A 19748-nucleotide genomic window follows, 5' to 3' on the forward strand; every position below is an offset into this window, starting at 1 on the left:
GGGGTCAACGCCGCGGGGAGGTTCTTGGCGGATCCCGGCGCGCAAAAAAACGCGTATGCTGTGGATCGTCTGTGGATAAGTTACCCTTATTGGGCGAGATGATGTCGGCGTGCTTCGAGATGTTGAAGCACGACTGCCAGCGCTTCGCCCGGTTGGCGGGGGCTGCCGAACGCGGATCGGGCCGACTCACGCCCCGGCAGATCGCCCGGACCGTCCGCTGGGGCGATACCACCGTCCGGAACATCGCGCGCGACAACTGGGACCCGAAGAGCCTGCAGCTCCTCAGGGACATCGAGCGGGCCTATCACGCGCACCCCGACTGGCACCCCAAGCGGGTTCTCGACATCCGCTCGGCGGCCGGCGACGACGGCTACGTGTTCCGCCGCCTCGTCGACCCGGAGACCGCGCCGGAGTTCGCCGGGCTGCTGGAGCGCTGGCGGCTGCGCCCCGACGACGCATCGTTCGTCGCCGAGGCGCTCCGCGACCATGGCGTCACGCTCGTCGATGTCGCGGCCGAGGAACCCGGCGACTTCCTGGTGCGGCACTACGCGCCGCGTCTGCTGGCGCTGCACGGTTTTGACAAGACCGGCATCAGGTTTCGAAACAACCGCTCATTCACATATGCCCGGTCGATCATGGCCGATTTCTCCGCCTGCAAGACATCCGGGGCTCCGATGAGCCGAGACGTGTTCTGTTGGTACAGGCGACCGTCGGAAGCGATCATGTTTCGCGGAGCGATGTTTCCATGCCTGAACGAGGGGGTAATCGTCAGCAAGGCAATCGTGTGTTCCGGGCCGTCGATGCGGCCGCTCCCGCTGCCGAAGGGGCCGTCCCGGGCGATGGTGCCTGCTCGTCCGCATGGGCATCTGAGGGGGGCGCTCTCGTCGGGTACTTCCACCCGTTGACACCATCCCAAGTATTCCGCACCCTCGCCGCCGTACGTGATGCTGGGGTGCCTGCCGTGTCGTGCGGCGGGCTGAGATCACACCCATCGAACCTGAACCGGGTCACGCCGGCGGAGGGAGACGTCACGGTCTTGGACGATCCCCATCGCAAGGCCGCGCTCCTCCGTCCGGCGCCCGAGGAGCGAGACGCATGCGCCGCCTGATTCCCGTTCTGCTGCTGAGCCTGGCCGTTCCGGCCGCTGCCGCCCCCGCGCTCGCCGCCGGGGCCGCCGAGCCGGTCGCGGTCTCGGTGCTGGTCCCGATCACCGGCTTCCTGGCGCTGGAGGGCACCGCCCAGCGCAACGGCGCCGTGCTGGCGCTGGACAAGCCGCCGGCCGGCGTTTCGGTCACTTACCAGGTGGCCGACACCGCGACGTCGCCCGAGGTCGCCGTCACGGCACTGCAGCGCGCACTCGACCGCGAGCAGCCGGTGGCGGTCGCGGCCCCGATCTTCGGAACCCAGATGCTGGCGATGGCGCCGATCGCCGACCGCGCCGGCGTGCCGCTGGTGACCGTTTCCGGCACCGCCAAGATCACCGAACTCGGCCACGACGTGGTGTTCCGGTTCTTCCCGACCGACGCGGTCGTGAAGGTCGCCCAGGCGCGCTACGCCGTGCAGGAACTCGGCATGAAGAAGCCGGCCGTCCTCTACCAGACCACCGCCTACGGACAGAGCGGGCGCGAGCATCTGGCCCGGACCCTGAAGCAGCTCGGTGTCGAGCCGGTGCTGGAAGAAGCCATCGACCCCGGCATCAAGGACCTGGTGCCGGCGCTCGAGCGGGCCCGTGCGGCCGGGGCGGACGGCCTGCTGCTGCAGCTGCACTCCGGCCCGACCGCCCTGGCGGTCCGGCAGGCGCACGGCCTGGGACTCGGCCTGCCGGTCGTCGCCGGCTCGGCCATGCACCAGCCGACCACCGCGGCGCTGCTGGAGCCGGACCAGCTGACCGGGGTGTGCGCCGAGACCGCGTCGTCGCCGGTCTCCGAGGCCGATCCGAGGGTCGCTGCCTTCACCAACGCCTATCGGGAGCGGTTCCATAGCGAGCCCGACGCCTTCGCGCTCGGCCAGTACGACGGCATGCGGATGGTGCTGGCGGCGGTCGCCGACGGCGCCCGGAGCCCGCAGGCGGTGCGGGATTGGCTGGCCGGTCGCCGCTACCAGGGGTTGGCGATGGACTATGTGTCCGACGGCACCGGAAACATGGCGCACGACGCCGTGATCGTGTGCTACGACGGCACCGGGAGGGTGCCGACCATCATGAAGCGCTATGATGCGGTGGACGGGGTGAGGTGATCGAGGCGGCGGCGCAGCTCGCGGTCAACGCGGTCGCGCTCGGCGCCGTCTATGCGCTCGTCGCCCTCGGCTTCGTGCTGGTGATCGGCGCGGTCGGGGCGGTCAACTTCGCGCACGGCGAACTGGTGATGCTCGGCGGCATGGTCGGCGTCGGCGCGGCCATGCTGCTGCCGGCCGACCTGCCGGTCCCCGGGCTGCTGGTCCTGCCGGCGGTTCTGGCGGTCATGGCGGCGGTCGGGCTGGCGGTCGCCGGCATCGCCTATGCCCCGCTGCGCCGGGCGCCGCCGACCGCGGTGTTCATCGCGACCATCGCGGTCGGGCTGATCGTCCACCACGGCGTCACCGTCGGCATCGGGCCGGAGCCGCGGCGCGGGCCGCCGCTGATCGACTCCGGCATCCTGGACGTGGCGGGGGTCGGTCTCGCGCACCAGCAGCTCGCGACCATCGCCACCGCCGCGGCGCTGATCTTCGCGGTGCACTTCCTGCTGCAGCAGACCCGGTTCGGTCGCCGGTTGCGGGCGGCCGCCCAGGACCCGGAGATGGCGCGCGCCGTCGGCATCCCGGTCCGGCTGACCATCGCGGTCAGCTTCGCCCTGGCGGCGGCGCTGGCCGGGGCTGCCGGGCTGCTGCTGTCGAACCAGTACCTGGTCACCCCGACCGACGGCGGTGCGCTGATGCTGAAGGCCTACGTCGCGACGGTCATCGGCGGCTGGGGCCGGATCTGGGGGGCCGCTCTCGGGGCCTTCGCGATCGCCGTGTTCGAGACCCTGGTCGCCGCCTCGGCTTCCTACCTGGTGGCCGAGGCGCTGCTGTATCTCGGCGTGCTGGCGGTGCTCGCGGTCCGGCCGCAGGGGCTGTTCGGCGAGACCACGGGGCGGCGCGCGTGACCGGTCCGGACCGTCGCGACCTGGTGTATCTGGCGGCCGCCGCGGCCGGGCTCGGCGGGGTCGTCGCACTCGGGGACACCTACGCCCTGCGGGTCGCGACCCTGGTCGGGATCTACGCGATCGCGGCGATCGGCTACCAGCTGGTGTTCGGCCGGCTCGGCCTGCTGTCGCTCGCCCAGGGCGCCCTGTTCGGCATCGGCGCCTACACCAGCGCCCTGCTGACGCTGTCGCTCGGGCTGCCGGCGCCGCTCGGCATCGTGGCGGCGGTCGTGGCACCGGCGGCGGTCGGTGCCGCCGTGGCGCTGCCGATCGCCCGGCTGGAATCGCACTACGTGGCACTCGCCACCCTCGGTCTCGCCCAACTCGCCCTGCTGGCGGCGACCAACCTGGAGCTGACCGGCGGCGCCAACGGGCTTTACGGGGTGCCGCCGCTTGCCGTCGGGCCGGTCGAGATCGTCGGCGGCTGGCCGATGCTGACGCTGGTCTGGACCCTGGTCGGCCTCTGCCTGCTGGCCTCCCGGGCGATGCTCGCCGGTGGCCGGGCCGCCCGGTTCGCCACCCTGCGCGACGCACCGCACGCCGCCCTGACGCTCGGCCTGAACCCGGTACCGGCGCGGCTGGTGCTGTTCGCCGCCGCGGGCGCGCTCGGCGGTCTCGCCGGCGGGCTGCAGGTGCACGGGATCGGCGTGGTGTCGCCGTCGGTGACCGGCTTCGAGGTGATGGTGACGATCCTGGCGATCGCCGTGGTCGGCGGCCGGGGCAGCGGGCCCGGGGCGGTCGCCGGTGCCGCCCTGCTGATCCCGCTGCCGGAGGTGCTGCGGTTCCTCGAAGGCTCCTACCTGGCGGCCTACGGCGTGGTGCTGCTGGCGGCCATCGTGCTGATGCCGCGCGGACTGGACGGCTGGCTGCGCGACCGCTTTCCGCGCCGGCCGCCGGCGGTTCCGGCGGCCGCTTCCGCCCCGGCCCGGCGACGCGGCAAGGCGCTGGCGGTCGACGGGCTGCGCAAGCGGTTCGGCGGCGTGACGGCGCTCGACGGCGTCTCGTTCGCGGTGTCGGCCGGCACCGTGGTCGGCCTGATCGGGGCCAACGGGTCCGGCAAGACCACCGTGCTCAACCTGATCAGCGGATTGGAGACGCCGGATGCCGGACAGATCCGTCTGGGCGGCGTGCCGCTCGCCGAGCGGCCGGCCCACCACCGCACCGCGCTCGGGCTCGGGCGCGGGTTCCAGCATCCGGAGTTCCCCGAGGGCCTGTTCGTGCTGGAGGCGGCGGCGGTCGCCGCCCGCGACCGCTCGGTCGCGCTGGCGGCGCTGGAGCGGGTCGGGCTCGCCGGCCGGGCCGCCGAGCCGGTCGCCGCGCTGGGCGCCGCCGAACTGCGGCGCCTGGATCTGGCGCGCACCCTGGCGACCGAGCCGGGTGCTGTGATCCTGGACGAGCCGGCGGCCGGGCTGACGGCCGACGAACGGTCGGCGCTCTCGGCATTGCTGCGCCGGCTGGCGGACGAGGGCCTGGCCGTCCTGGTCGTCGACCACGGCATGGACTTCCTGCTGCCGCTCGCCGACCGCATCGTGTGCCTGGACGCCGGCCGGGTCCTGGCGGCCGGCACGCCGGAGGCGGTGAGGCGCGATCCGGCGGTGGTCGCCGCCTATCTCGGCCAGGGTGCGGCGGCATGACCGAGGCGGCGTCGCGCGACGGGCTGACGCTCGAGGACGTCGAGGTCCGGGTGGCCGGCGCGACGCTGCTCGGCCCGGTCTCGCTGTCGGTGGAGCCGGGGACCGTGGTCGCCGTGCTCGGGGCGAACGGGGCCGGCAAGTCCACGCTGATGCACGCGATCGTGGGGACGGCAGCGGTGGCGCGCGGCCGGATCTGGCTGGGCCCGGCCGAGATCTCCGATTGGCCGGTCGAACACCGGGCCCGGCACGGGATCGGGTGGTCCCCCGAGGGCCGGCGGCTGTTTCCCGGCCTGACGGTGGAGGAGACCCTCGACGTCGCCGCCCCCGGCAACAAGGGCGAGCGGGCCCGGCGGATCGACGCTATGCTCGAGCGTTTCCCGGTCCTGGCGGAGAAGCGGCACGAGACCGCGTGGCGGCTGTCCGGCGGCCAGCAGCAGATGCTGGCGATCGCCCGGGCGGTGATTGCCGATCCGTCGGTCGTGCTGCTGGACGAGCCCTCGCTCGGTCTGGCCCCGGTGGTGCGCGACCAGGTGTTTGCGGCCGCGCGAGGGCTGGCCGACGCCGGTGCCGCGGTGCTGCTGGCCGAGCAGGATACGGCGCGGGCACTGGCGGTCGCCGACCGGGTCGTGGTGCTGGCGCGCGGCCGGCTGGTGCTGGACTGGCCGACACAGGTGGCGGTCGGCAACCCGGATTTCGAGCAGGCGCTGATGGGGGCGTGACGGCTCGACGAGCAATGAAGGACACGGTGATGGACCAGACGAATATCGACCCGGCCGCCATGGGGCGCCTTGCCAAGGCGCTGAATTTCATCTGCGGCCCCAAGCATGCCGCCACGCAGGCGATGCAGAAGGCTGCCGACAGCGGCAGCGAACCGGATGCCAAGCGGGCCCGGACCCTGTTCCTGAAGCTGAAGCCGGGCGAGCGGCGGGCCGCCATGACGATGCTGTCGGACTGAGCGGGCCGTCGGATTGAGCGGACTGTCGGATTGAACGGGCTGTCGGACCGAGCGGAGGACCCATGGCCGACCTGACGATCCGGGCGGCCGGTCGGGCCGACCTGGTGTCGATACGCGAACTGTACCGGCACCTCCATCCCGACGAGCCGGTCCTGCCCGACGGCGAGGCCGAGGCGGCCTGGCACCGGCTGATCGGGCATCCGGGGCTGACGGTGTATCTCGGCCTGCAGCCGGGCGGGCAGCCGGTCGCCTCCTGCACGCTGGTGGTGATCCCGAACCTGACGCGGTCGGCCGCACCCTACGCCCTGATCGAGAACGTGGTGACCCATGGCGACCACCGGCAGCGCGGTTTTGGCCGGGCGGTGCTGCACGCGGCGGTCGCCGCTGCCTGGGAGGCGGGCTGCTACAAGGTCATGCTGATGACCGGCTCCCGGAACCCGGCGACCCATGCGTTCTACCGCAACGCCGGATTCGAGCAGAGCAAGACCGGCTACCAGATCCGCCGACCGGAGGCCTGAGCGGACCGGTCACGGCCGACAGTCCGGGTTGCCGTAGGCCCCGATGCAGTGCCGGGCGGCGCAGGACCGGACATGCGGCTCGCGCCGCCGCGCGTTGACGTCGACCGTCTCGGCGACGGTGTAGGGGATCCATTCGACGCGCATGCCCTTCTCGCAGCGCCGGGTGCCGCCGACCGTCGTGCAGGTCTCGGTGCCATCCGGCACCTCGACTGACCGTTCCCGGGTCGTCAGGACCTGCCGGAAGTCCGGCGGGATCCGCTGCACCCACGCCTCGTGGCAGGCCCGCCAGGCCCGGACGTAGCCGGGAGACGCGCAGGCCGCGACCAGGCCGCACGCCAGCACGGCGAGGATCGTCGGGAGGGATCGGCGCATCGGGGCGTCCTCGTGGTGGAGCCGCCCACGGCACGGTGTGGCTGCGGCACGCCATGGCTATGGCAGGCCGTGGGCGAGTTCCACGATCCGTTGACCCGGACCGTCGGATCGGGTACTGACGCCGCCCCGTCGCGATCCCCCCCCTTCGCGATCCCAATCCATCGTCAGCCGTGCCGCGCACCGGGAGGAGACCCATGGCCGCCTCGATCGGTATCGATTTCGGCACCACCAACACCGTCCTGGCGCTGGCGGACCGGGATGGCGTCGTGGCGACCGCGACCTTCACCATGGACGGCGAGACGTCGAGCGGCTGCCGCACCGTGCTGACCTTCACGCCGGCTGAGGGGAAGGCGAACCCGATCCAGGTCGAAATCGGGCCATGGGCCATCCGGCGCTACCTGGCGGCGCCGGAGGAATGCCGGTTCGTGCAGTCGCCGAAGTCCTATCTCGGCAGCCGGCTGTTCCAGGAGACGCGAATCTATGGCCGGACCTGGCGCCTGGAGGACCTCGTCTCGGCATTCCTTGCCGCGCTCGTGGAACTCGCCGACGGGAAGGTCGGCCCGGTTTCGGACTGCGTCGCCGGCCGGCCGGTGACGTTCTGGGGCAGCGACCCGGACGACGGGCTGGCGATGACCCGGCTGCGCACCGCCTACGGCGACGCCGGGCTGGGCACTCCGGGCTTCGTGTACGAGCCGGTCGCCGCCTCCTACTACTTCGCGACCCGCCTGACCCGCGACGCGACGGTGCTGGTCGCCGACCTCGGCGGCGGCACCACCGACTACTCGGTGATCCGCTACGGGATCGGCGACGGCGCCCCCCATGGAGCACCGATCCGGGTGACGCCGATCGCGCACCGCGGCGTCGGGATCGGCGGCGACCGCCTGGACTTCCGGATCGTGCAGAACGCGGTGGCGCCGCTGGTCGGCAAGGGCACGACCTACAGCTCGTTCGGCAAGCGCTTCGACATCCCGGCCGCCTACTTCAACCGCATCGCCAACTGGCACGAGTTCTCGTTCCTGCGCACGCCGGAGGTGCTGCGCGACCTGCGCCAGCTGGTCCGCCAGTCCGACGACCCGGAGAAACTGGAGCGGCTGCTGGCGCTGGTCGACGGCAATTTCGGGCTCCACCTGAACCACCGGGTGACGGCGGCCAAGGCGGCGCTGTCCGCGGCCGAGTCCGTCACCCTGTCGCTCGACGACCTCGGGGTCGACGTCGAGTGCACGGTCGAACGCGACGCGTTCGACGGCTGGATCGCCGACGACCTGGCCGAGCTGGACCGCCACCTGGACGCGGTGCTGGCCGACACCCGCGAGGCCGGCGCCGAGGTCGACGTGGTGTTCATGACCGGCGGCACCTCGCTGGTCCCCGCTGTGCGCCGGCGCTTCGAGGCGCGGTTCGGCGCCGACCGCATCCAGGCCGGCGACGAGTTCCAGTCGGTCGCCAAGGGGCTGGCGCTGATCGGCCTGGCCGACGACCGCCGGGCCTGGACCTTCGACGGGGGGTGAGCGGTTGCTGGGGTCGACGCCCGTCGCACCGTGGGTCCCGGATCCGTTCCGCCGGTGGCGGCCCGGTCCGGGATGAGGAAGAGACGAGCGTCCATAGTGCTCCCTCATCCCGGCCGAAGCGGCGGAGCCGCGCAGAGCCGGGACCCAGCCGCGTCTCATCCTCCGGCAGTTGCCGACTCCGACCTCTCGGGCGTATGACGGGCGAGTTCCACGCCCCGAAGGAGACGACATGACCGGAGCGCTCACGCCCGCCAGCTTGACGCCAGACTGGCACAAGAGCCCGGCGGCGGTTGCCGCCGACATCCTGCTGGAGATCCAGGCGGTGCACATCCGCCCGGAGGAGCCGTTCACCTTCACCTCCGGCCGGCTGTCCCCGGTCTATGTCGACTGCCGCAAGATCATCGCGTTCCCGCGCGCCCGTCGTCGGCTGATGCGGCTCGGCGTCGAGATGCTGGCGCACAAGGCCGGGGTCGAGGCGTTCGACATCGTCGCCGGTGGCGAGACCGCGGGCATCCCGTTCGCCGCCTTCATGGCCGAACTGCTCGACCTGCCGATGGCCTACATCCGCAAGAAGCCGAAGGGCTTCGGCCGCAACGCCCGGATCGAGGGCGAGGTGAAGGACGGCGCCCGGGTGCTGCTGGTCGAGGACCTGGCGACCGACGGCGGCAGCAAGCTGTCGTTCGTCGACGGCATCCGCGAGGCCGGCATGGAATGCGCCCACTGCTTCGTGGTGTTCCACTACGGGGTGTTCCCGCAGAGCGTGACCGACCTGAAGGCGCGCGGCGTCGACCTGCACGGGCTGTGCACCTGGTGGGACGTGCTGGCCGCCGCCCCGGCGCGCGGCTACACCGAGGCCCAGCTCGACGAGGTCCGCGCCTTCCTGGCCGATCCCGAGGCCTGGGACGCCCGTCACCGCACCGCCACCGCCTAACCCCGAGGGTTGCCATGCTGAAGATCTGGGGCCGCGCCAACTCGGCCAACGTCATGAAGCCGCTGTGGGCCTGCGAGGAGATGGGCGTCCCGTTCGAGCGCGAGGACGTCGGCGGCGCCTTCGGCCGGACCAGGACGCCGGAGTACCTGGCGATGAACCCGAACAGCCGGGTGCCGACGATCGACGACGACGGCTTCGTCCTGTGGGAGTCGAACGCCGTCACCCGGTATCTCTGCAACAAGCACGACAAGGGCGGGCTGGCGCCGTCCGACCCGCAGGAATACGCGGACGCCGACCGCTGGATGGACTGGCAGCAGACCACGGTGCTGCCGATCATGACGCCGATCTTCTGGGGGCTGGTTCGCACGCCCGAGGTCGACCGCAAGCCCGAGGTCATCGACCAGGCCCGGCGCGACGGCATCGGCGTGTGGGGCATCCTGGAGGAGCGGCTCGAGGGCCGCGACTACATCATGGGCGATCGGCTGACCATGGCCGACATCCCGCTCGGCCCGCAGCTGCACCGCTGGATGGTGCTGATCCAGGACCGCCCGGCGATGCCGAACCTGGAGGCCTACTACGACCGCCTGATGGCGCGGCCGGCCTTCAAGAAGTGGTGCGGGGTGACGCCGCTGACGTGAGGCTTCGATGGCGGGTGGCGAGGTCGAGGCGGGGAACGCGCCACCACTGCGGTGGTGGCGATGGCCGCTGGCCTACGTGGTCACGGTGCTCGCCGCCCCTTGTCTCGCACTGGGCGGCATTCCCCTCGTCATCTCGATCGTATCGAAGAACCTGCTGCCCTTTCTGGCTCTGGCGCTCGGCGTGTTCGGAGCGCCAACCATGGCAGGGGTCACCCTTTTCGCGGTCCTCTATTGGCCGCTGCGAAGAGTTCTTTCATCGAGGCAGCTATATCTCCTCGGAGCAGCTATAGGCCTAACCGTAACCCTGGGCGCGATGCTTCTTGCGGGTCGAGTTCCCATTTTCGAGAAGTCTGGCCTGTTCGTGATTTTCGCGCTTTGCGGAGCTTCTTCAGGAGCTATCGGTAGTGCGATCTTCGCGTCGATCGTCGGACGTCCGGACGGAGCGGGTCGCGGGCGGGAGCAAGCGGATTGGCATTGCTGACTGGTGGGGACGGGCCGCTCTCTCCTGGACAGTCCGGAGACATGGGTCCCGGCTCTTCGCTGCGCTTCGGCCGGGATGAGGATTCGGGGGAGGGCGCATCTTCAGTCTCTCATCCCGGCCGCAGGGGCACAGCCCCGGAGAGCCGGGACCCAGACACAATGAGAAACGGGCCGAGGTACTGATGGCGCTGGTTCTGGCAGTCGACCTCGGCGGGTCCGGTCTTCGCGCGGCACTGGTCGCGGCCGACGGATCGCTTCGAAGTGCGGTCGCCAGCCGCCCCGGCGATGGATCGGTCGGCAATGCCGACCCGGACCTCTGGTGGTGGGAACTGGGCGATGCCGCCGCCGAACTCGCCGCCCGGGAGCCCGACGGCTTCGCAGCCCTCGAAGGCATCTGCATCTGCGGCATGACCCGCACGCAGGTGTTCGTCGGCAGCGACGGCGAGGCGGTGCGGGCGGCGATCGGGTTCGGGGACACACGGGCGGCGGAGGTCGTGGAGCGGGCCGAGGAGACCCTCGACCTCGCCGGGCTGCCGGAGGCCGCCAACCTCAACCCCTATCACCCGGCCGCCCGGCTGCTGTGGCTGAAGCAGGCCGAGCCGGCGAACTACGCCGCCACCGCCAGGGTGCTGGAGCCGAAGGACTGGCTGGCGTTCAGGCTGACCGGCGTGGCGCGCTCGGACGCGGTCTCCTGCGCCCGGCTGCGGGCCGCTGCCGAGCCGGTCGCCGGGCGGTCCCTGCTCGACGCGCTCGGCCTCGACGCCGGGTTGCTGCCGGAGATCGTCGCGCCGACCGCCACGGTCGGGCGGGTGCGCGCCGGCCTGCCCGCACCGTTCGACCGGCTGGCCGGGGTGCCGGTGTTCTGCGGCTCGCACGATACCTGGGCCGGCGTGGTCGGGCTCGGGGCGCTGGTGCCGGGGCGGGCCTATAACGTCGCCGGCACCTCCGAGGTGCTGGGGCTGATCACCGGGCGGGCGGTCGCGGCCCCGGGGCTGGTGACCATCAACTGGGGCGAAGGCTGGCAGGTCGGCGGGCCCAGCCAGAGCGGCGGCGCCACCGTGCGCCACGCGCTCAGGCTGCTGGGTCGCGGCGGCGAGGACCCGGCGGCGGCGGTCGCGTCCCTGGAGACCGCCGACCTCGCCGACGAGCCGCCGCTGTTCCTGCCGTTCCTGGAGGGCGAGCGGGTGCCGTACTGGGATGCCGGCCTGCGGGGCTCGTTCATCGGGCTGTCGGCCGAACACGGGCCGGCCGACCTGCTGTGGTCGGTGCTGGAGGGCATCGCCCTGCTGAACCGCGAGGTGCTGCGCCGGGCCGAGGCCGCGGCCGGGCGGGCGGCCGAGGTGGTGCGGCTCGGTGGCGGCGGGGCGCGCAGCGGCCTCTGGGCGCGGATCAAGGCCGACGCCCTCGGCCGGCCGGTCGAGCTGGCGGCGCAGCCGGAGGCCGGGTTGGCCGGAGCGGCGGCGGTCGCCTGGACCGGGCTCGGCCGCTACCCGGACCTGGCGTCGGCGCAGGCGGCGATGGTGCGGGTCGCCCGGCGGATCGATCCGGACCCGGCACGGGCGGCGGCCATGGACCGGCGGGCGGAACTGTGGGCCGAGATGCAGGCGGCGACGGCGCAGGCCGGGCGGCGGTTCGGCGGCTGACGGCGGCCCTTCGTGGCCGCGCGATGCGCGCGGCGCCTCAGGGCGATAGACTTAACTCTTTGACTCGTCATATGACTCTGTCGCCCTGAGGTGTCCGGCGAAGCCGGGCCGCGAAGGGCAGGCGGATGACGGGCAGTCGGAACTTCTGCAGGCAAGGCGCATGCGCGGCTTCATCGGGACTTACGGCACCGCGCTGGCCGGGCTCGCGGTGTTCCTGTTCTTCGTGGTCGCGGCGCCGAACTTCGCGAATCCGGTCAACCTGCTGAACATCCTCAAGCAGGTCAGTTTCCTGGCGATCCTCGGCATCGGCTTCACCTTCGCCCTGACCACCGGCGAACTCGACCTGTCGTTCGCCAACCTGGCCAGCCTGGCGGCGGTGGCGACCGGCGGGCTGATCCACAACGGCTATCCGCCGGCGCTGGCGATCGCCGCCGGCCTGGCGCTCGGCAGTGCCGGCGGCGTCCTGAACGGCGTTCTCGTGACGCGCGTCAAGGTGCCGTCGCTGATCGCCACCCTCGCCACCGCCTCGATCGCCAATGGCTGCGCGTTCTTCCTGACCGCCGGCGTCGCCTTCGTCGGCCGCTGGGACCCCGGCTTCGTGGCGCTCGGCCGGGCCCATGTGCTCGGCGTCCCGGTGCTGGTGCTGTGGATGGCGGCGGTGGTGCTGATCGCGCTGTTCGTGCTGAAGAACACCCGGGTCGGCTTCCACATGATCTGCACCGGCGAGGCTGAGGAGCCGGCGCGGCTCGCCGGCATCCGGGTGCGCTCGATGAAGGTGCTCGGGCTCACGCTCTCGGGCGCGCTCGCCGGGGTGACCGCGGTGCTGCTGACCGCCAACCTGTCCTCGGCCGCGCCGACCATGGCCGGCGACTACCTGCTGACCGCGATCGCCGCCGTGCTGCTCGGCATGACCATGTTCGAGCCGGGCCGGCCGAACGTGCTCGGCACCCTGGTCGGCGGGGTGGTGATCGGGGTGCTGTCGAACGGGCTGATCCTGCTGGGCGCCGACTACTACGTGCAGGACATCGTGCTGGGGCTGATCATCATCGGCTCGGTCGCGCTTTCCGCGAGCACGTTGAAGAAGGCCGCGTTCGGCGTTTGACTGTTACTGGGCTCCAATGGGGAGGATGCTATGAGAAAGCTGGTTACCGGAGTGATTGCCGCCGCCGCCGTGTCGCTCGCCACGGCTTCGTCGGCGCTGGCGTTCGACCTGGGCGTGGTGGCGTTCCAGATGTCGGCGGAGACCCATGCCCGGGTCGCCAACGCGGTCGAGGCGGCCGCCAAGCAGCGCGGTTGGAACGTCACCGTGCTGAACTCCAACGGCACCATGCCGACGCATCTCGAGCAGCTCGAGACGCTGGTGCAGAAGGGCGTGAACGGCATCGTCGTGGCGATGGGCAAGCCGGTCGAGGCCGACGCCCAGTTCGCCGCCGCCAAGGCCAAGGGTATCCCGGTCATCACGGTGATGAGCGGCACCAGCCCGCATACCCTGTTCGACATTCAGGTCAACGAGTACAAGGTCGGGGCCGAGGCGGCGCTGTACCTGCTGGGCCAGCTCAACTACCAGGGCTCGATCCTCACCCAGCGGTTCGAAGGCAATGTCGGCACCCGGATCCGCGGCAAGATCCTCGACGCGGTGCTGTCCGAGAACACGGCGGTCACGGTCGCCGGCAGCCACACCATGGCCCGCACCAAGTCGTGGCGCGACGACGTGCGCAACGGCATGCAGGCGCTGCTGCTGCAGAACCAGGGCAACGTCCAGGGCATCTGGGCGTCGTTCGACGGCCAGGCCTTCATCATCGACGACCTGCTGCAGGCCCAGGGCATGAAGAAGGGCGACATCACCCTGGTGTCGATCGACGGCGGGCCCGAGGCGTTCCGACGGGTCGCCGACCCGGCCAGCCTGCTGTCGGCCACCGTGTCGATCCCGTTCGAGGCCATGGGCCAGGCCGCGGTCGACGCGATGCAGGCGATCGCGGTCGACGGCAAGCCGAAGGACGCGATCGTCTCCGGTCCGTACCTGTTCACCGACGCGGTGCTGGTCGACGCCAGCAACGTGCAAGGCTTTCTGAAGTGACGCCGACCGGCGAACCGATCCTGTCGGTCCGCCGGCTCGCCAAGCGCTACGGTGCGGTGCAGGCGCTCGCCGGCGTGGACCTCGACGTCCAGGCCGGCGAGGTGCTGGCGATCTGCGGCGACAACGGCGCCGGCAAGTCGACCCTGATCAAGCTGATCTCGGGCGCCGACGTGCCGAGCGAAGGAGAGATTCACCTGCGCGGCGAGCCGGTCCGCTTCGTGTCGCCGCAGGACGCCCTGACCCGCGGGGTGGCGACCATCTACCAGGACCTGGCGCTGGCGCCACGGCTCGCCATCTACCAGAACGTCTTCATGGGGGCGGAACTGACGCGGGGCCTCGGGCCCCTCAGGGTGCTCGACAAGAGGACGATGATCGATCAGGCCTCGGGTTACATGGTCCAGCTCGGCTCGGCCGTCACCGACGCCACCCGGCCGGTCGCCAGTCTGTCCGGCGGCCAGCGCCAGTCGGTCGCGATCGGCCGGGCGCTGCGCTGGAACGCCGACGTCGTGATCATGGACGAGCCGACCGCCGCCCTCGGCGTCAGGGAGACCGCCCAGGTCCTGGACCTGATCCGGGCCCTGAACGGCACCGGCAAGACCGTCGTCCTGATCAGCCACAACATGGCCGACGTGGTGGCCGTCGCGCACCGCGTGGCGATCCTCAGGCAGGGCCGCAAGGTGATCGAGCGGCCGGTTTCCGGCCTGGATGCCGACATGCTCAGCCATATGGTCATGACCGGGCGCGAGGCGGCATAGCGGTCTCGAAGATTAGCCATTGGTTAACTGCCGCTGCGGCATCCTGGTCCGGTTGAGCGCAACTCCATCCGGGCCGGCAGCAGCGAACATGACGGATCGAGACGACGGCGGTGCAGGCTTGCGGGCGCTGCCGGGGAACAGCCCGATTGCCCAGCTGTTGCGCGTCTATGCGGAGGTCCGCGCTTCGCTCGGCGGCCGCCTGCCGGGGCGCGGCGACCTCGGTCCGGACCGGCTCCGGGAACTCCTCGGATGGGTGTTCCTCGCCGAGTGGGCGCCGCCGGACTCGATCGTCGTGCGGCTGTCCGGCATCCATATCGACTACGTTCTCGGCACCAATGTCACCGGGGTCGACTTCTTCGATCTCTACACCGAGGAAGCGCGTCCGATGTTCTCGCGCTTCTACGGACACCTGACGGACCGGCCCTGTGCCGGCTACACCCGCCGCGACGTGATCGTGGGCGGCCGCGAGACCTTCGACTATCACTCGCTCTATCTGCCGCTGGACGGCCCGCCGGACCGTGTCCCGATTATCGGTGCGGTCGCGGTTTCCGGGTTCCAGCGACTGTCGGCGGCGGTCGAGGCCGGCGCCCGGCCCGACTTCCGCAACCTGTCGCGGATCGGCCTGATCGATCTCGGCGACGGCGTCCCGGCCGGCGGCTTCGAGTCGGTCGATGCCGCAGCGGTCTGCCGGGAATTGGACGGGAGCGGCCCGCCGCGGCTGGACGACGACGCCCTGATGGCGCGTTCCTTCGCCAACCGACCGCAGCACCGGGTCAGCCTCGGCTGATTAGCGCGCCGCGTCGCCGGTCGACCGGTGCCGTCAGCCGGCGCGGCGGGTAATCTTGACGCCGTCGACGTAGACCGCGTCGACCTCGGTCGTGGTCAGGAACCGCAGCGCGTCCCCGGGGGTCTCGACGATCGGCTCGCCGGGGCCGTTGAACGAGGTGTTCAGCACTACCGGCACGCCGGTCTCGGCGTCGAACGCCTCGACCACGCGGCGGAACTGGCCGGTGTCGTCGGCCACCGTCTGCACCCGGGCCGAGCCGTCGACATGGGTGATCGCCGGCAGCCGGTCGCCCTTCACCTGGGCGGTGAACAGCATGTGCGGCGAGGCGGGTGGCCCGCCCTGGAACCAGTCGCCAGCCCGCTCCTTCAGCACCGCCGGCGCGAACGGCCGCCAGACCTCCCGGCGCTTCAGCTCGTTGACCCGCCGCCAGTTCGCCGCCGGCCGCGGGTCGGCCAGCAGCGAGCGGTGGCCGAGCGCCCGCGGGCCGATCTCGCTGCGGCCCTCGAACCAGCCGACGATCGCGCCCGCGGCGACCGCCCGACCTGCATCGGCGGCGGCATCGACACGGTCCTCCACGACCAGGTCCTCGCCATGGGCGGCCAGGGCCCGGTCCAGATCGGCCCGCGTGTATGCCAGGCCGCGATAGGCCGAGGTGGCGCCGGCATGGCCTTGGCTCTCGCGGGCGATGCCGAACACGTCGTGCACCACCGCCTGGGCGGCCCCGAGGGGCAGCCCGGAGTCGTCGCAGGCCGGCGGCACCAGGACCTCGCGGAACAGTCCCTGCTCGTGGATCAGCGTGTTGGCCGGGCAGTTCAGCGCGCCGCCGCCGCCGAGGCACAGCGCAGCCGTCCCGTAGCCGACCGCGCGCAGGCCGGTCGCCAGGTCGCGCGAGGCCTGCAGCCCGTTCTGCTCGAAGATCCACTGCGCGGTGGCGGCGATGTCCACCGGCAGGCGGCGCACGTCCCGGCTGCCCTTGGAGCCCGGGTCGATCGACGGCAGCAGAGCGTCCGGTTCGTCGTACAGCGCCGGCCAGAGTTCCCGGGCTCGGTTCAGCAGCGGCTCGAACACCGCGTTGCGCGACGGTTTCGCGCCGAACGCGAAGTCCTTGCCGAAGACCGCGAAGGAATTGCCGATCATTGCGGTCTCGGCGAAGCGCGGCTGCCCGTACGGCGCCAGGCCCATCAGCTTGCCGGCACCGGACCCGTGGCCCAGGTTCAGGTTCTCGGCGACCCGCTGGTACAGATGCCCCTGGAAGTGGAAGCTCGGGCCCAGCGTGACCAGCCGCGTGCCCTGGCCGTAGGCGTAGATGCCGCCGGTATAGCCGGTCTCCGGGGTCGATCCGTCGCCGTTGTCGAGGGTGTAGACCGCGGCGCGCTCGGCGTCCGACTGGTAGAACGCATAGGCGGCGTGCGACAGGTGGTGCGGGACCAGCAGACCCGGCTTGGACACCCCGTCCAGCGTGACCCGGATCGGCATGTAGCCCTGGTGCATGTCGAGAAGGCCGGGGATCTGTCCGGCCCACTCGCCGACGGCCCGGCGGTCGTGCGGCTCGTTCCACCACTTCGGGCGGTACGGCCAGTCGTAGCACCACAGTGCGTCGGTCCGGCTGTCCAACGCCGACAGGTCGTCGCGGAAGTACTCGCCGTAGGCGCCGTCCTTGATCCGCGCGACCGCGAAGTCCACCCGCTGCTGCGCGTTCGGGCGATTCATCCCCCTGGCCATCAGCTGCCGGGTCTGGGCGCCGAACGGGAACCGGTCGAGGCAGGATAGGTCGTAGTCGAACCTGAACCGGCCGGGGTTCAGGAACAGATACGGCCAGGCCTGGCAGGTCGAGACCGCGACCACGTCCACGTCGGACCAGTCGATGCCCAGGCGCGCGAGCGAGTTCGTCAGGAAGTCGGCGGTGACCAGGGCGCAGCGCTTGTGCCGGTCGGTCCGCTCCCGTTGCACCAGTCCGATGACCCGCCCGTCCTCGACCACGGCGACGCCGGCGTCGTGGGCAACGGTGAGACCGACACACAGCATCTGGTATCAGGCCTTCTTCCGGTGGGTGGGAGGGGACCGCCTCAATAGCGCATGTCCCGGTTGGCGCGAAGGGCAATCGGGTTCACGGTCGCCGTCGCGCGGCGGTGCAGTGCGGCGCCTAGCCGGGCGTCGCGTCGGCGGCCCTGAACCGGGCGATGAACGCCTCGCGCGCCTCGGGTTCGTAGATCCCGCTCGGGTTCCGGCGGGTCGGCAGGGTTGCCAGGTAGGGACGCCGCTCGGTCCAGAACAGCTCGAACACCCGGCGCAGCTCGGCGATCGGCTCGGCGTGCTCGTCGACCCGCAGGTCGACCTCGGCATGCGCCTCGTCGCCCACGACCTTCAGGGCCGCCGACTGCTGGCCGCGCTTGTCGCCGCCGACCGCCTGGCCGGCTTCCAGGGCGGTGAGCAGGCGGTCGGCGAACCGCCGGCCCTGGCCGCCCAGCCAGGCCTCGGCGGCGGCGTCGACCACGGCCGGGCCGGACAGCATGTTGCCGGCGACCGACACGCCGTCGCCGGTCCAGTGTCCGCACCAGGTGACGCAGGACGTCCCGGTGTAGGCATAGGGCCGACCGGCGGCGTCGACGCCGTGGACCTGCCGCCACACCCGCCCGTCGTCGTCGCCGAGCGCCTGCGCCACGGCGGCGTCGAACGGCTGGCCGGCGGACAGGTGGGCCAGGGTGCGCTCGGCCGCCACCGGCGAGGTGTAGGACTGGGTCGAGACCGCTGCCACGCCGGGACGGATCCACGGGCAGAGCGCGCCGACCGCGATCACCCGCGAGGCGATTGCGATCCCGAGCGCGCCGGTCGCCGCATCGCGGGCGACGATCGAGAATGTCACGTCGGCTACTCCGCGGCAGCGGCCGATGCCTGGCCCTGGACGGTGAAGAACGAGGCGGACTTCGGCTGCTTCGGCAGCTCGACCTCCAGCGGGATCATGCGCGCGGTCGGGCTGGGCTTGCCGCGCACGATGCGGCCCTCGTTCGGGCTCGGCATCGGGTTGCGGGCGATCGGCACCGCGTCGGCGGCGGTGTAGACGCAGATGTACAGCCCGCGCGGCCGGTCGGAGCGGTTGGCGGCCGAGCCGTGGGCGAGGCGGGTGTGCATCAGGCAGACCGACCCGGCCCTGCCGGTCACCGGGATCTGCCGGGCCAGCATGTCGGCCTCGACGTCCGTGTCCATGCGGCCGGTGAACACGCCGTCCTTGAACAGGCTGTGGATCGGGCCCTTGTGGGTGCCCGGCACCACCATCAGGCAACCGTTCTCCTCGGTGACGTCGTCCAGCATCAGCAGCGCCGTGATCACGTCGTCGTTGGTGTGCGGGGTGTAGGCGAAGTCCTGGTGGTAGGCGACCTCGGTGCGCGCGCCCGGCAGCTTCACGTTGATCTTGCAGTGGTGGAACTTGACGTTCGGCCCCAGCAGGTCGGCGATCATGTCGACGGTGCGGGCGTCGGTCATGACCTCGAAATAGGCGTCGGAGATGTCGGATGGATTGTTCACCCGCCGCAGCGCCGGATGCTCGGCGGTGTGCTCGGTTCCCATGTCGAAGCGCGGCCGCTCGTCGACTGTCGGCGGGCCGAACGGTTCGGTGTGCGAGCGGCTCTCCTCGACCCAGCCGGCGAGATCGGCCCTCAGCCGGGCGAGCTGCTCCGGCGTCACGGCGTCCTCGACGGTCAGCACGCCGTCTCGCCAGAACGCGTCGACCTGTTCCCGGGTCAGCACTGTGGTCATGGATGCCTCCTCGCCTGACAACGCCTCTCGCGACGACTATATGACGGCGATGCCGAGCGAGAAACCGAAGTCGCCGTCCCCCGCCTTACTGCTCGCCGGGGCGCTCGGCGCCATCCTGGTCGTTGCGATCGTGATGGCGGTCGACGTGTGGTCCGGGGCCGGCGACACCGGGATGTCGGTGCACGGCTACATCGCCATGGGCCTCGGCACGGTCGTCACGCTGCTGCTCGGCGGCGGCCTGATGGCGCTGGCGTTCTTCAGCAGCCGCCGCGGCTACGACGACGCGGCGGGCGCCCGCGACGAGTTCGACGGGCGGGAGTAGGAAGCGCCCGTCGTCGGGTGGGTTCCCGCTCCGTCCCGCCGCGGGCGGTTCGGTCCGGAATGACGACAGAAGGGGGGAGACGGTCGACTCATCTTGTTTGTCGTCATTCCGGGCGACCCCGGAGCTGATCCGGGGGCGACCCGGCAACTGTGTTGTCGACGATCATGCGGCCTGGAATTCGGTGTCGTCACGGACCATCGCGTTGAGGGTGAGCAGG

21 protein-coding genes and 1 riboswitch are annotated in these 19748 nt (G+C 71.6%); of the genes, 17 read left to right on the plus strand and 4 right to left on the minus strand.

The window, feature by feature from the left end:
- Window positions 1-89: 89 nt before the first annotated feature.
- From IE246_RS16445 to IE246_RS16475, 7 genes are all read left to right on the plus strand, one after another.
- The gene (locus IE246_RS16445; RefSeq protein WP_189991570.1) at window positions 90-905 is read left to right on the plus strand and encodes a hypothetical protein; all 816 of its coding nucleotides are present in this window, start codon (window positions 90-92) and stop codon (window positions 903-905) included.
- Between the two features lie 33 nt (window positions 906-938).
- A riboswitch (TPP riboswitch) is annotated at window positions 939-1042 on the plus strand.
- A gap of 53 nt (window positions 1043-1095) precedes the next feature.
- Window positions 1096-2235: an ABC transporter substrate-binding protein gene (locus IE246_RS16450; protein WP_189991572.1), complete on the plus strand. Its 1140-nt coding sequence runs from the start codon at window positions 1096-1098 to the stop codon at window positions 2233-2235.
- Window positions 2232-3122: a branched-chain amino acid ABC transporter permease gene (locus tag IE246_RS16455; protein WP_189991574.1), complete on the plus strand. Its 891-nt coding sequence runs from the start codon at window positions 2232-2234 to the stop codon at window positions 3120-3122. Before IE246_RS16450 ends, IE246_RS16455 begins: the two co-directional genes overlap by 4 nt.
- Window positions 3119-4795 (plus strand): branched-chain amino acid ABC transporter ATP-binding protein/permease, encoded by a 1677-nt coding sequence (locus tag IE246_RS16460; protein WP_189991576.1) that lies wholly within the window; start codon window positions 3119-3121, stop codon window positions 4793-4795. Before IE246_RS16455 ends, IE246_RS16460 begins: the two co-directional genes overlap by 4 nt.
- Window positions 4792-5514 (plus strand): ABC transporter ATP-binding protein, encoded by a 723-nt coding sequence (locus IE246_RS16465; RefSeq protein WP_189991578.1) that lies wholly within the window; start codon window positions 4792-4794, stop codon window positions 5512-5514. Before IE246_RS16460 ends, IE246_RS16465 begins: the two co-directional genes overlap by 4 nt.
- 29 nt (window positions 5515-5543) lie before the next feature.
- Window positions 5544-5750 (plus strand): hypothetical protein, encoded by a 207-nt coding sequence (locus tag IE246_RS16470; protein WP_189991580.1) that lies wholly within the window; start codon window positions 5544-5546, stop codon window positions 5748-5750.
- 62 nt (window positions 5751-5812) lie between these two features.
- The gene (locus IE246_RS16475; RefSeq protein ID WP_189991582.1) at window positions 5813-6268 is read left to right on the plus strand and encodes a GNAT family N-acetyltransferase; all 456 of its coding nucleotides are present in this window, start codon (window positions 5813-5815) and stop codon (window positions 6266-6268) included.
- 9 nt (window positions 6269-6277) lie between these two features.
- On the opposite strand, the gene IE246_RS16480 is transcribed toward IE246_RS16475, so the two are convergent.
- On the minus strand, window positions 6278-6640 hold the full coding sequence (locus tag IE246_RS16480; protein ID WP_189991584.1) for a hypothetical protein: 363 nt from the start codon (window positions 6638-6640) through the stop codon (window positions 6278-6280).
- A 194-nt stretch (window positions 6641-6834) separates the two neighbouring features.
- On the opposite strand from IE246_RS16480, the gene IE246_RS16485 reads away from it, so the two are divergent.
- The 9 genes from IE246_RS16485 (at window position 6835) to IE246_RS16525 (ending at window position 15456) form a co-directional block, all read left to right on the plus strand.
- On the plus strand, window positions 6835-8145 hold the full coding sequence (locus IE246_RS16485; RefSeq protein WP_189991586.1) for an Hsp70 family protein: 1311 nt from the start codon (window positions 6835-6837) through the stop codon (window positions 8143-8145).
- 229 nt (window positions 8146-8374) lie between these two features.
- Window positions 8375-9076, plus strand: coding sequence for an orotate phosphoribosyltransferase (locus tag IE246_RS16490; RefSeq protein ID WP_189991588.1), 702 nt, complete (start codon window positions 8375-8377; stop codon window positions 9074-9076).
- Between the two features lie 14 nt (window positions 9077-9090).
- Window positions 9091-9714, plus strand: coding sequence for a glutathione S-transferase family protein (locus IE246_RS16495; RefSeq protein ID WP_189991590.1), 624 nt, complete (start codon window positions 9091-9093; stop codon window positions 9712-9714).
- Between the two features lie 7 nt (window positions 9715-9721).
- The gene (locus tag IE246_RS16500) at window positions 9722-10195 is read left to right on the plus strand and encodes a hypothetical protein (RefSeq protein ID WP_189991592.1); all 474 of its coding nucleotides are present in this window, start codon (window positions 9722-9724) and stop codon (window positions 10193-10195) included.
- A 181-nt stretch (window positions 10196-10376) separates the two neighbouring features.
- Complete coding sequence (locus IE246_RS16505) at window positions 10377-11837, plus strand: xylulokinase (RefSeq protein WP_189991594.1); 1461 nt, start codon at window positions 10377-10379, stop codon at window positions 11835-11837.
- A 160-nt stretch (window positions 11838-11997) separates the two neighbouring features.
- A complete protein-coding gene (locus IE246_RS16510) occupies window positions 11998-12939 on the plus strand; it encodes an ABC transporter permease (protein ID WP_189991596.1) in 942 nt (313 codons plus the stop codon).
- Window positions 12940-12969: 30 nt separating this feature from the next.
- Window positions 12970-13914, plus strand: a complete 945-nt coding sequence (locus tag IE246_RS16515) for a sugar ABC transporter substrate-binding protein (RefSeq protein ID WP_189991598.1) — start codon at window positions 12970-12972, stop codon at window positions 13912-13914.
- A complete protein-coding gene (locus tag IE246_RS16520) occupies window positions 13911-14669 on the plus strand; it encodes an ATP-binding cassette domain-containing protein (protein ID WP_189991600.1) in 759 nt (252 codons plus the stop codon). The genes IE246_RS16515 and IE246_RS16520 overlap by 4 nt, the downstream gene beginning before the upstream one ends.
- 88 nt (window positions 14670-14757) lie before the next feature.
- Window positions 14758-15456, plus strand: coding sequence for a PAS domain-containing protein (locus IE246_RS16525; RefSeq protein ID WP_189991602.1), 699 nt, complete (start codon window positions 14758-14760; stop codon window positions 15454-15456).
- A 33-nt stretch (window positions 15457-15489) separates the two neighbouring features.
- Here the strand turns inward: IE246_RS16525 and IE246_RS16530 are convergent, their stop codons facing one another.
- The 3 genes from IE246_RS16530 to IE246_RS16540 form a co-directional block, all read right to left on the minus strand.
- Window positions 15490-17481 (minus strand): carbamoyltransferase C-terminal domain-containing protein, encoded by a 1992-nt coding sequence (locus IE246_RS16530; protein ID WP_189991604.1) that lies wholly within the window; start codon window positions 17479-17481, stop codon window positions 15490-15492.
- Window positions 17482-17599: 118 nt separating this feature from the next.
- The gene (locus IE246_RS16535) at window positions 17600-18319 is read right to left on the minus strand and encodes a DUF1028 domain-containing protein (RefSeq protein WP_189991606.1); all 720 of its coding nucleotides are present in this window, start codon (window positions 18317-18319) and stop codon (window positions 17600-17602) included.
- 5 nt (window positions 18320-18324) lie between these two features.
- Entirely contained in the window at window positions 18325-19209 is an 885-nt protein-coding gene (locus IE246_RS16540) for a phytanoyl-CoA dioxygenase family protein (protein ID WP_189991608.1), read from the minus strand.
- 49 nt (window positions 19210-19258) lie between these two features.
- Between IE246_RS16540 and IE246_RS16545 the strand changes: the two genes are divergently transcribed.
- On the plus strand, window positions 19259-19531 hold the full coding sequence (locus IE246_RS16545; RefSeq protein WP_229837288.1) for a hypothetical protein: 273 nt from the start codon (window positions 19259-19261) through the stop codon (window positions 19529-19531).
- The last annotated feature ends 217 nt before the right edge of the window (window positions 19532-19748 follow it).

The organism is Thalassobaculum fulvum (assembly GCF_014652915.1).
Taxonomy (GTDB): Bacteria; Pseudomonadota; Alphaproteobacteria; order Thalassobaculales; family Thalassobaculaceae; genus Thalassobaculum_A; species Thalassobaculum_A fulvum.

What these genes read in the sequence shown, in the direction of transcription:
- IE246_RS16490 (WP_189991588.1), top strand. Translation starts at nt 8,375, where the DNA reads ATGACCGGAGCGCTCACGCCCGCCAGCTTGACGCCAGACTGGCACAAG.
- IE246_RS16475 (WP_189991582.1), top strand. Translation starts at nt 5,813, where the DNA reads ATGGCCGACCTGACGATCCGGGCGGCCGGTCGGGCCGACCTGGTGTCG.
- IE246_RS16495 (WP_189991590.1), top strand. Translation starts at nt 9,091, where the DNA reads ATGCTGAAGATCTGGGGCCGCGCCAACTCGGCCAACGTCATGAAGCCG.
- IE246_RS16525 (WP_189991602.1), top strand. Translation starts at nt 14,758, where the DNA reads ATGACGGATCGAGACGACGGCGGTGCAGGCTTGCGGGCGCTGCCGGGG.
- IE246_RS16515 (WP_189991598.1), top strand. Translation starts at nt 12,970, where the DNA reads ATGAGAAAGCTGGTTACCGGAGTGATTGCCGCCGCCGCCGTGTCGCTC.
- IE246_RS16545 (WP_229837288.1), top strand. Translation starts at nt 19,259, where the DNA reads ATGCCGAGCGAGAAACCGAAGTCGCCGTCCCCCGCCTTACTGCTCGCC.
- IE246_RS16485 (WP_189991586.1), top strand. Translation starts at nt 6,835, where the DNA reads ATGGCCGCCTCGATCGGTATCGATTTCGGCACCACCAACACCGTCCTG.
- IE246_RS16530 (WP_189991604.1), bottom strand. Translation starts at nt 17,481, where the DNA reads ATGCTGTGTGTCGGTCTCACCGTTGCCCACGACGCCGGCGTCGCCGTG.
- IE246_RS16465 (WP_189991578.1), top strand. Translation starts at nt 4,792, where the DNA reads ATGACCGAGGCGGCGTCGCGCGACGGGCTGACGCTCGAGGACGTCGAG.
- IE246_RS16480 (WP_189991584.1), bottom strand. Translation starts at nt 6,640, where the DNA reads ATGCGCCGATCCCTCCCGACGATCCTCGCCGTGCTGGCGTGCGGCCTG.
- IE246_RS16450 (WP_189991572.1), top strand. Translation starts at nt 1,096, where the DNA reads ATGCGCCGCCTGATTCCCGTTCTGCTGCTGAGCCTGGCCGTTCCGGCC.
- IE246_RS16510 (WP_189991596.1), top strand. Translation starts at nt 11,998, where the DNA reads ATGCGCGGCTTCATCGGGACTTACGGCACCGCGCTGGCCGGGCTCGCG.
- IE246_RS16505 (WP_189991594.1), top strand. Translation starts at nt 10,377, where the DNA reads ATGGCGCTGGTTCTGGCAGTCGACCTCGGCGGGTCCGGTCTTCGCGCG.
- IE246_RS16540 (WP_189991608.1), bottom strand. Translation starts at nt 19,209, where the DNA reads ATGACCACAGTGCTGACCCGGGAACAGGTCGACGCGTTCTGGCGAGAC.
- IE246_RS16500 (WP_189991592.1), top strand. Translation starts at nt 9,722, where the DNA reads ATGGCGGGTGGCGAGGTCGAGGCGGGGAACGCGCCACCACTGCGGTGG.
- IE246_RS16470 (WP_189991580.1), top strand. Translation starts at nt 5,544, where the DNA reads ATGGACCAGACGAATATCGACCCGGCCGCCATGGGGCGCCTTGCCAAG.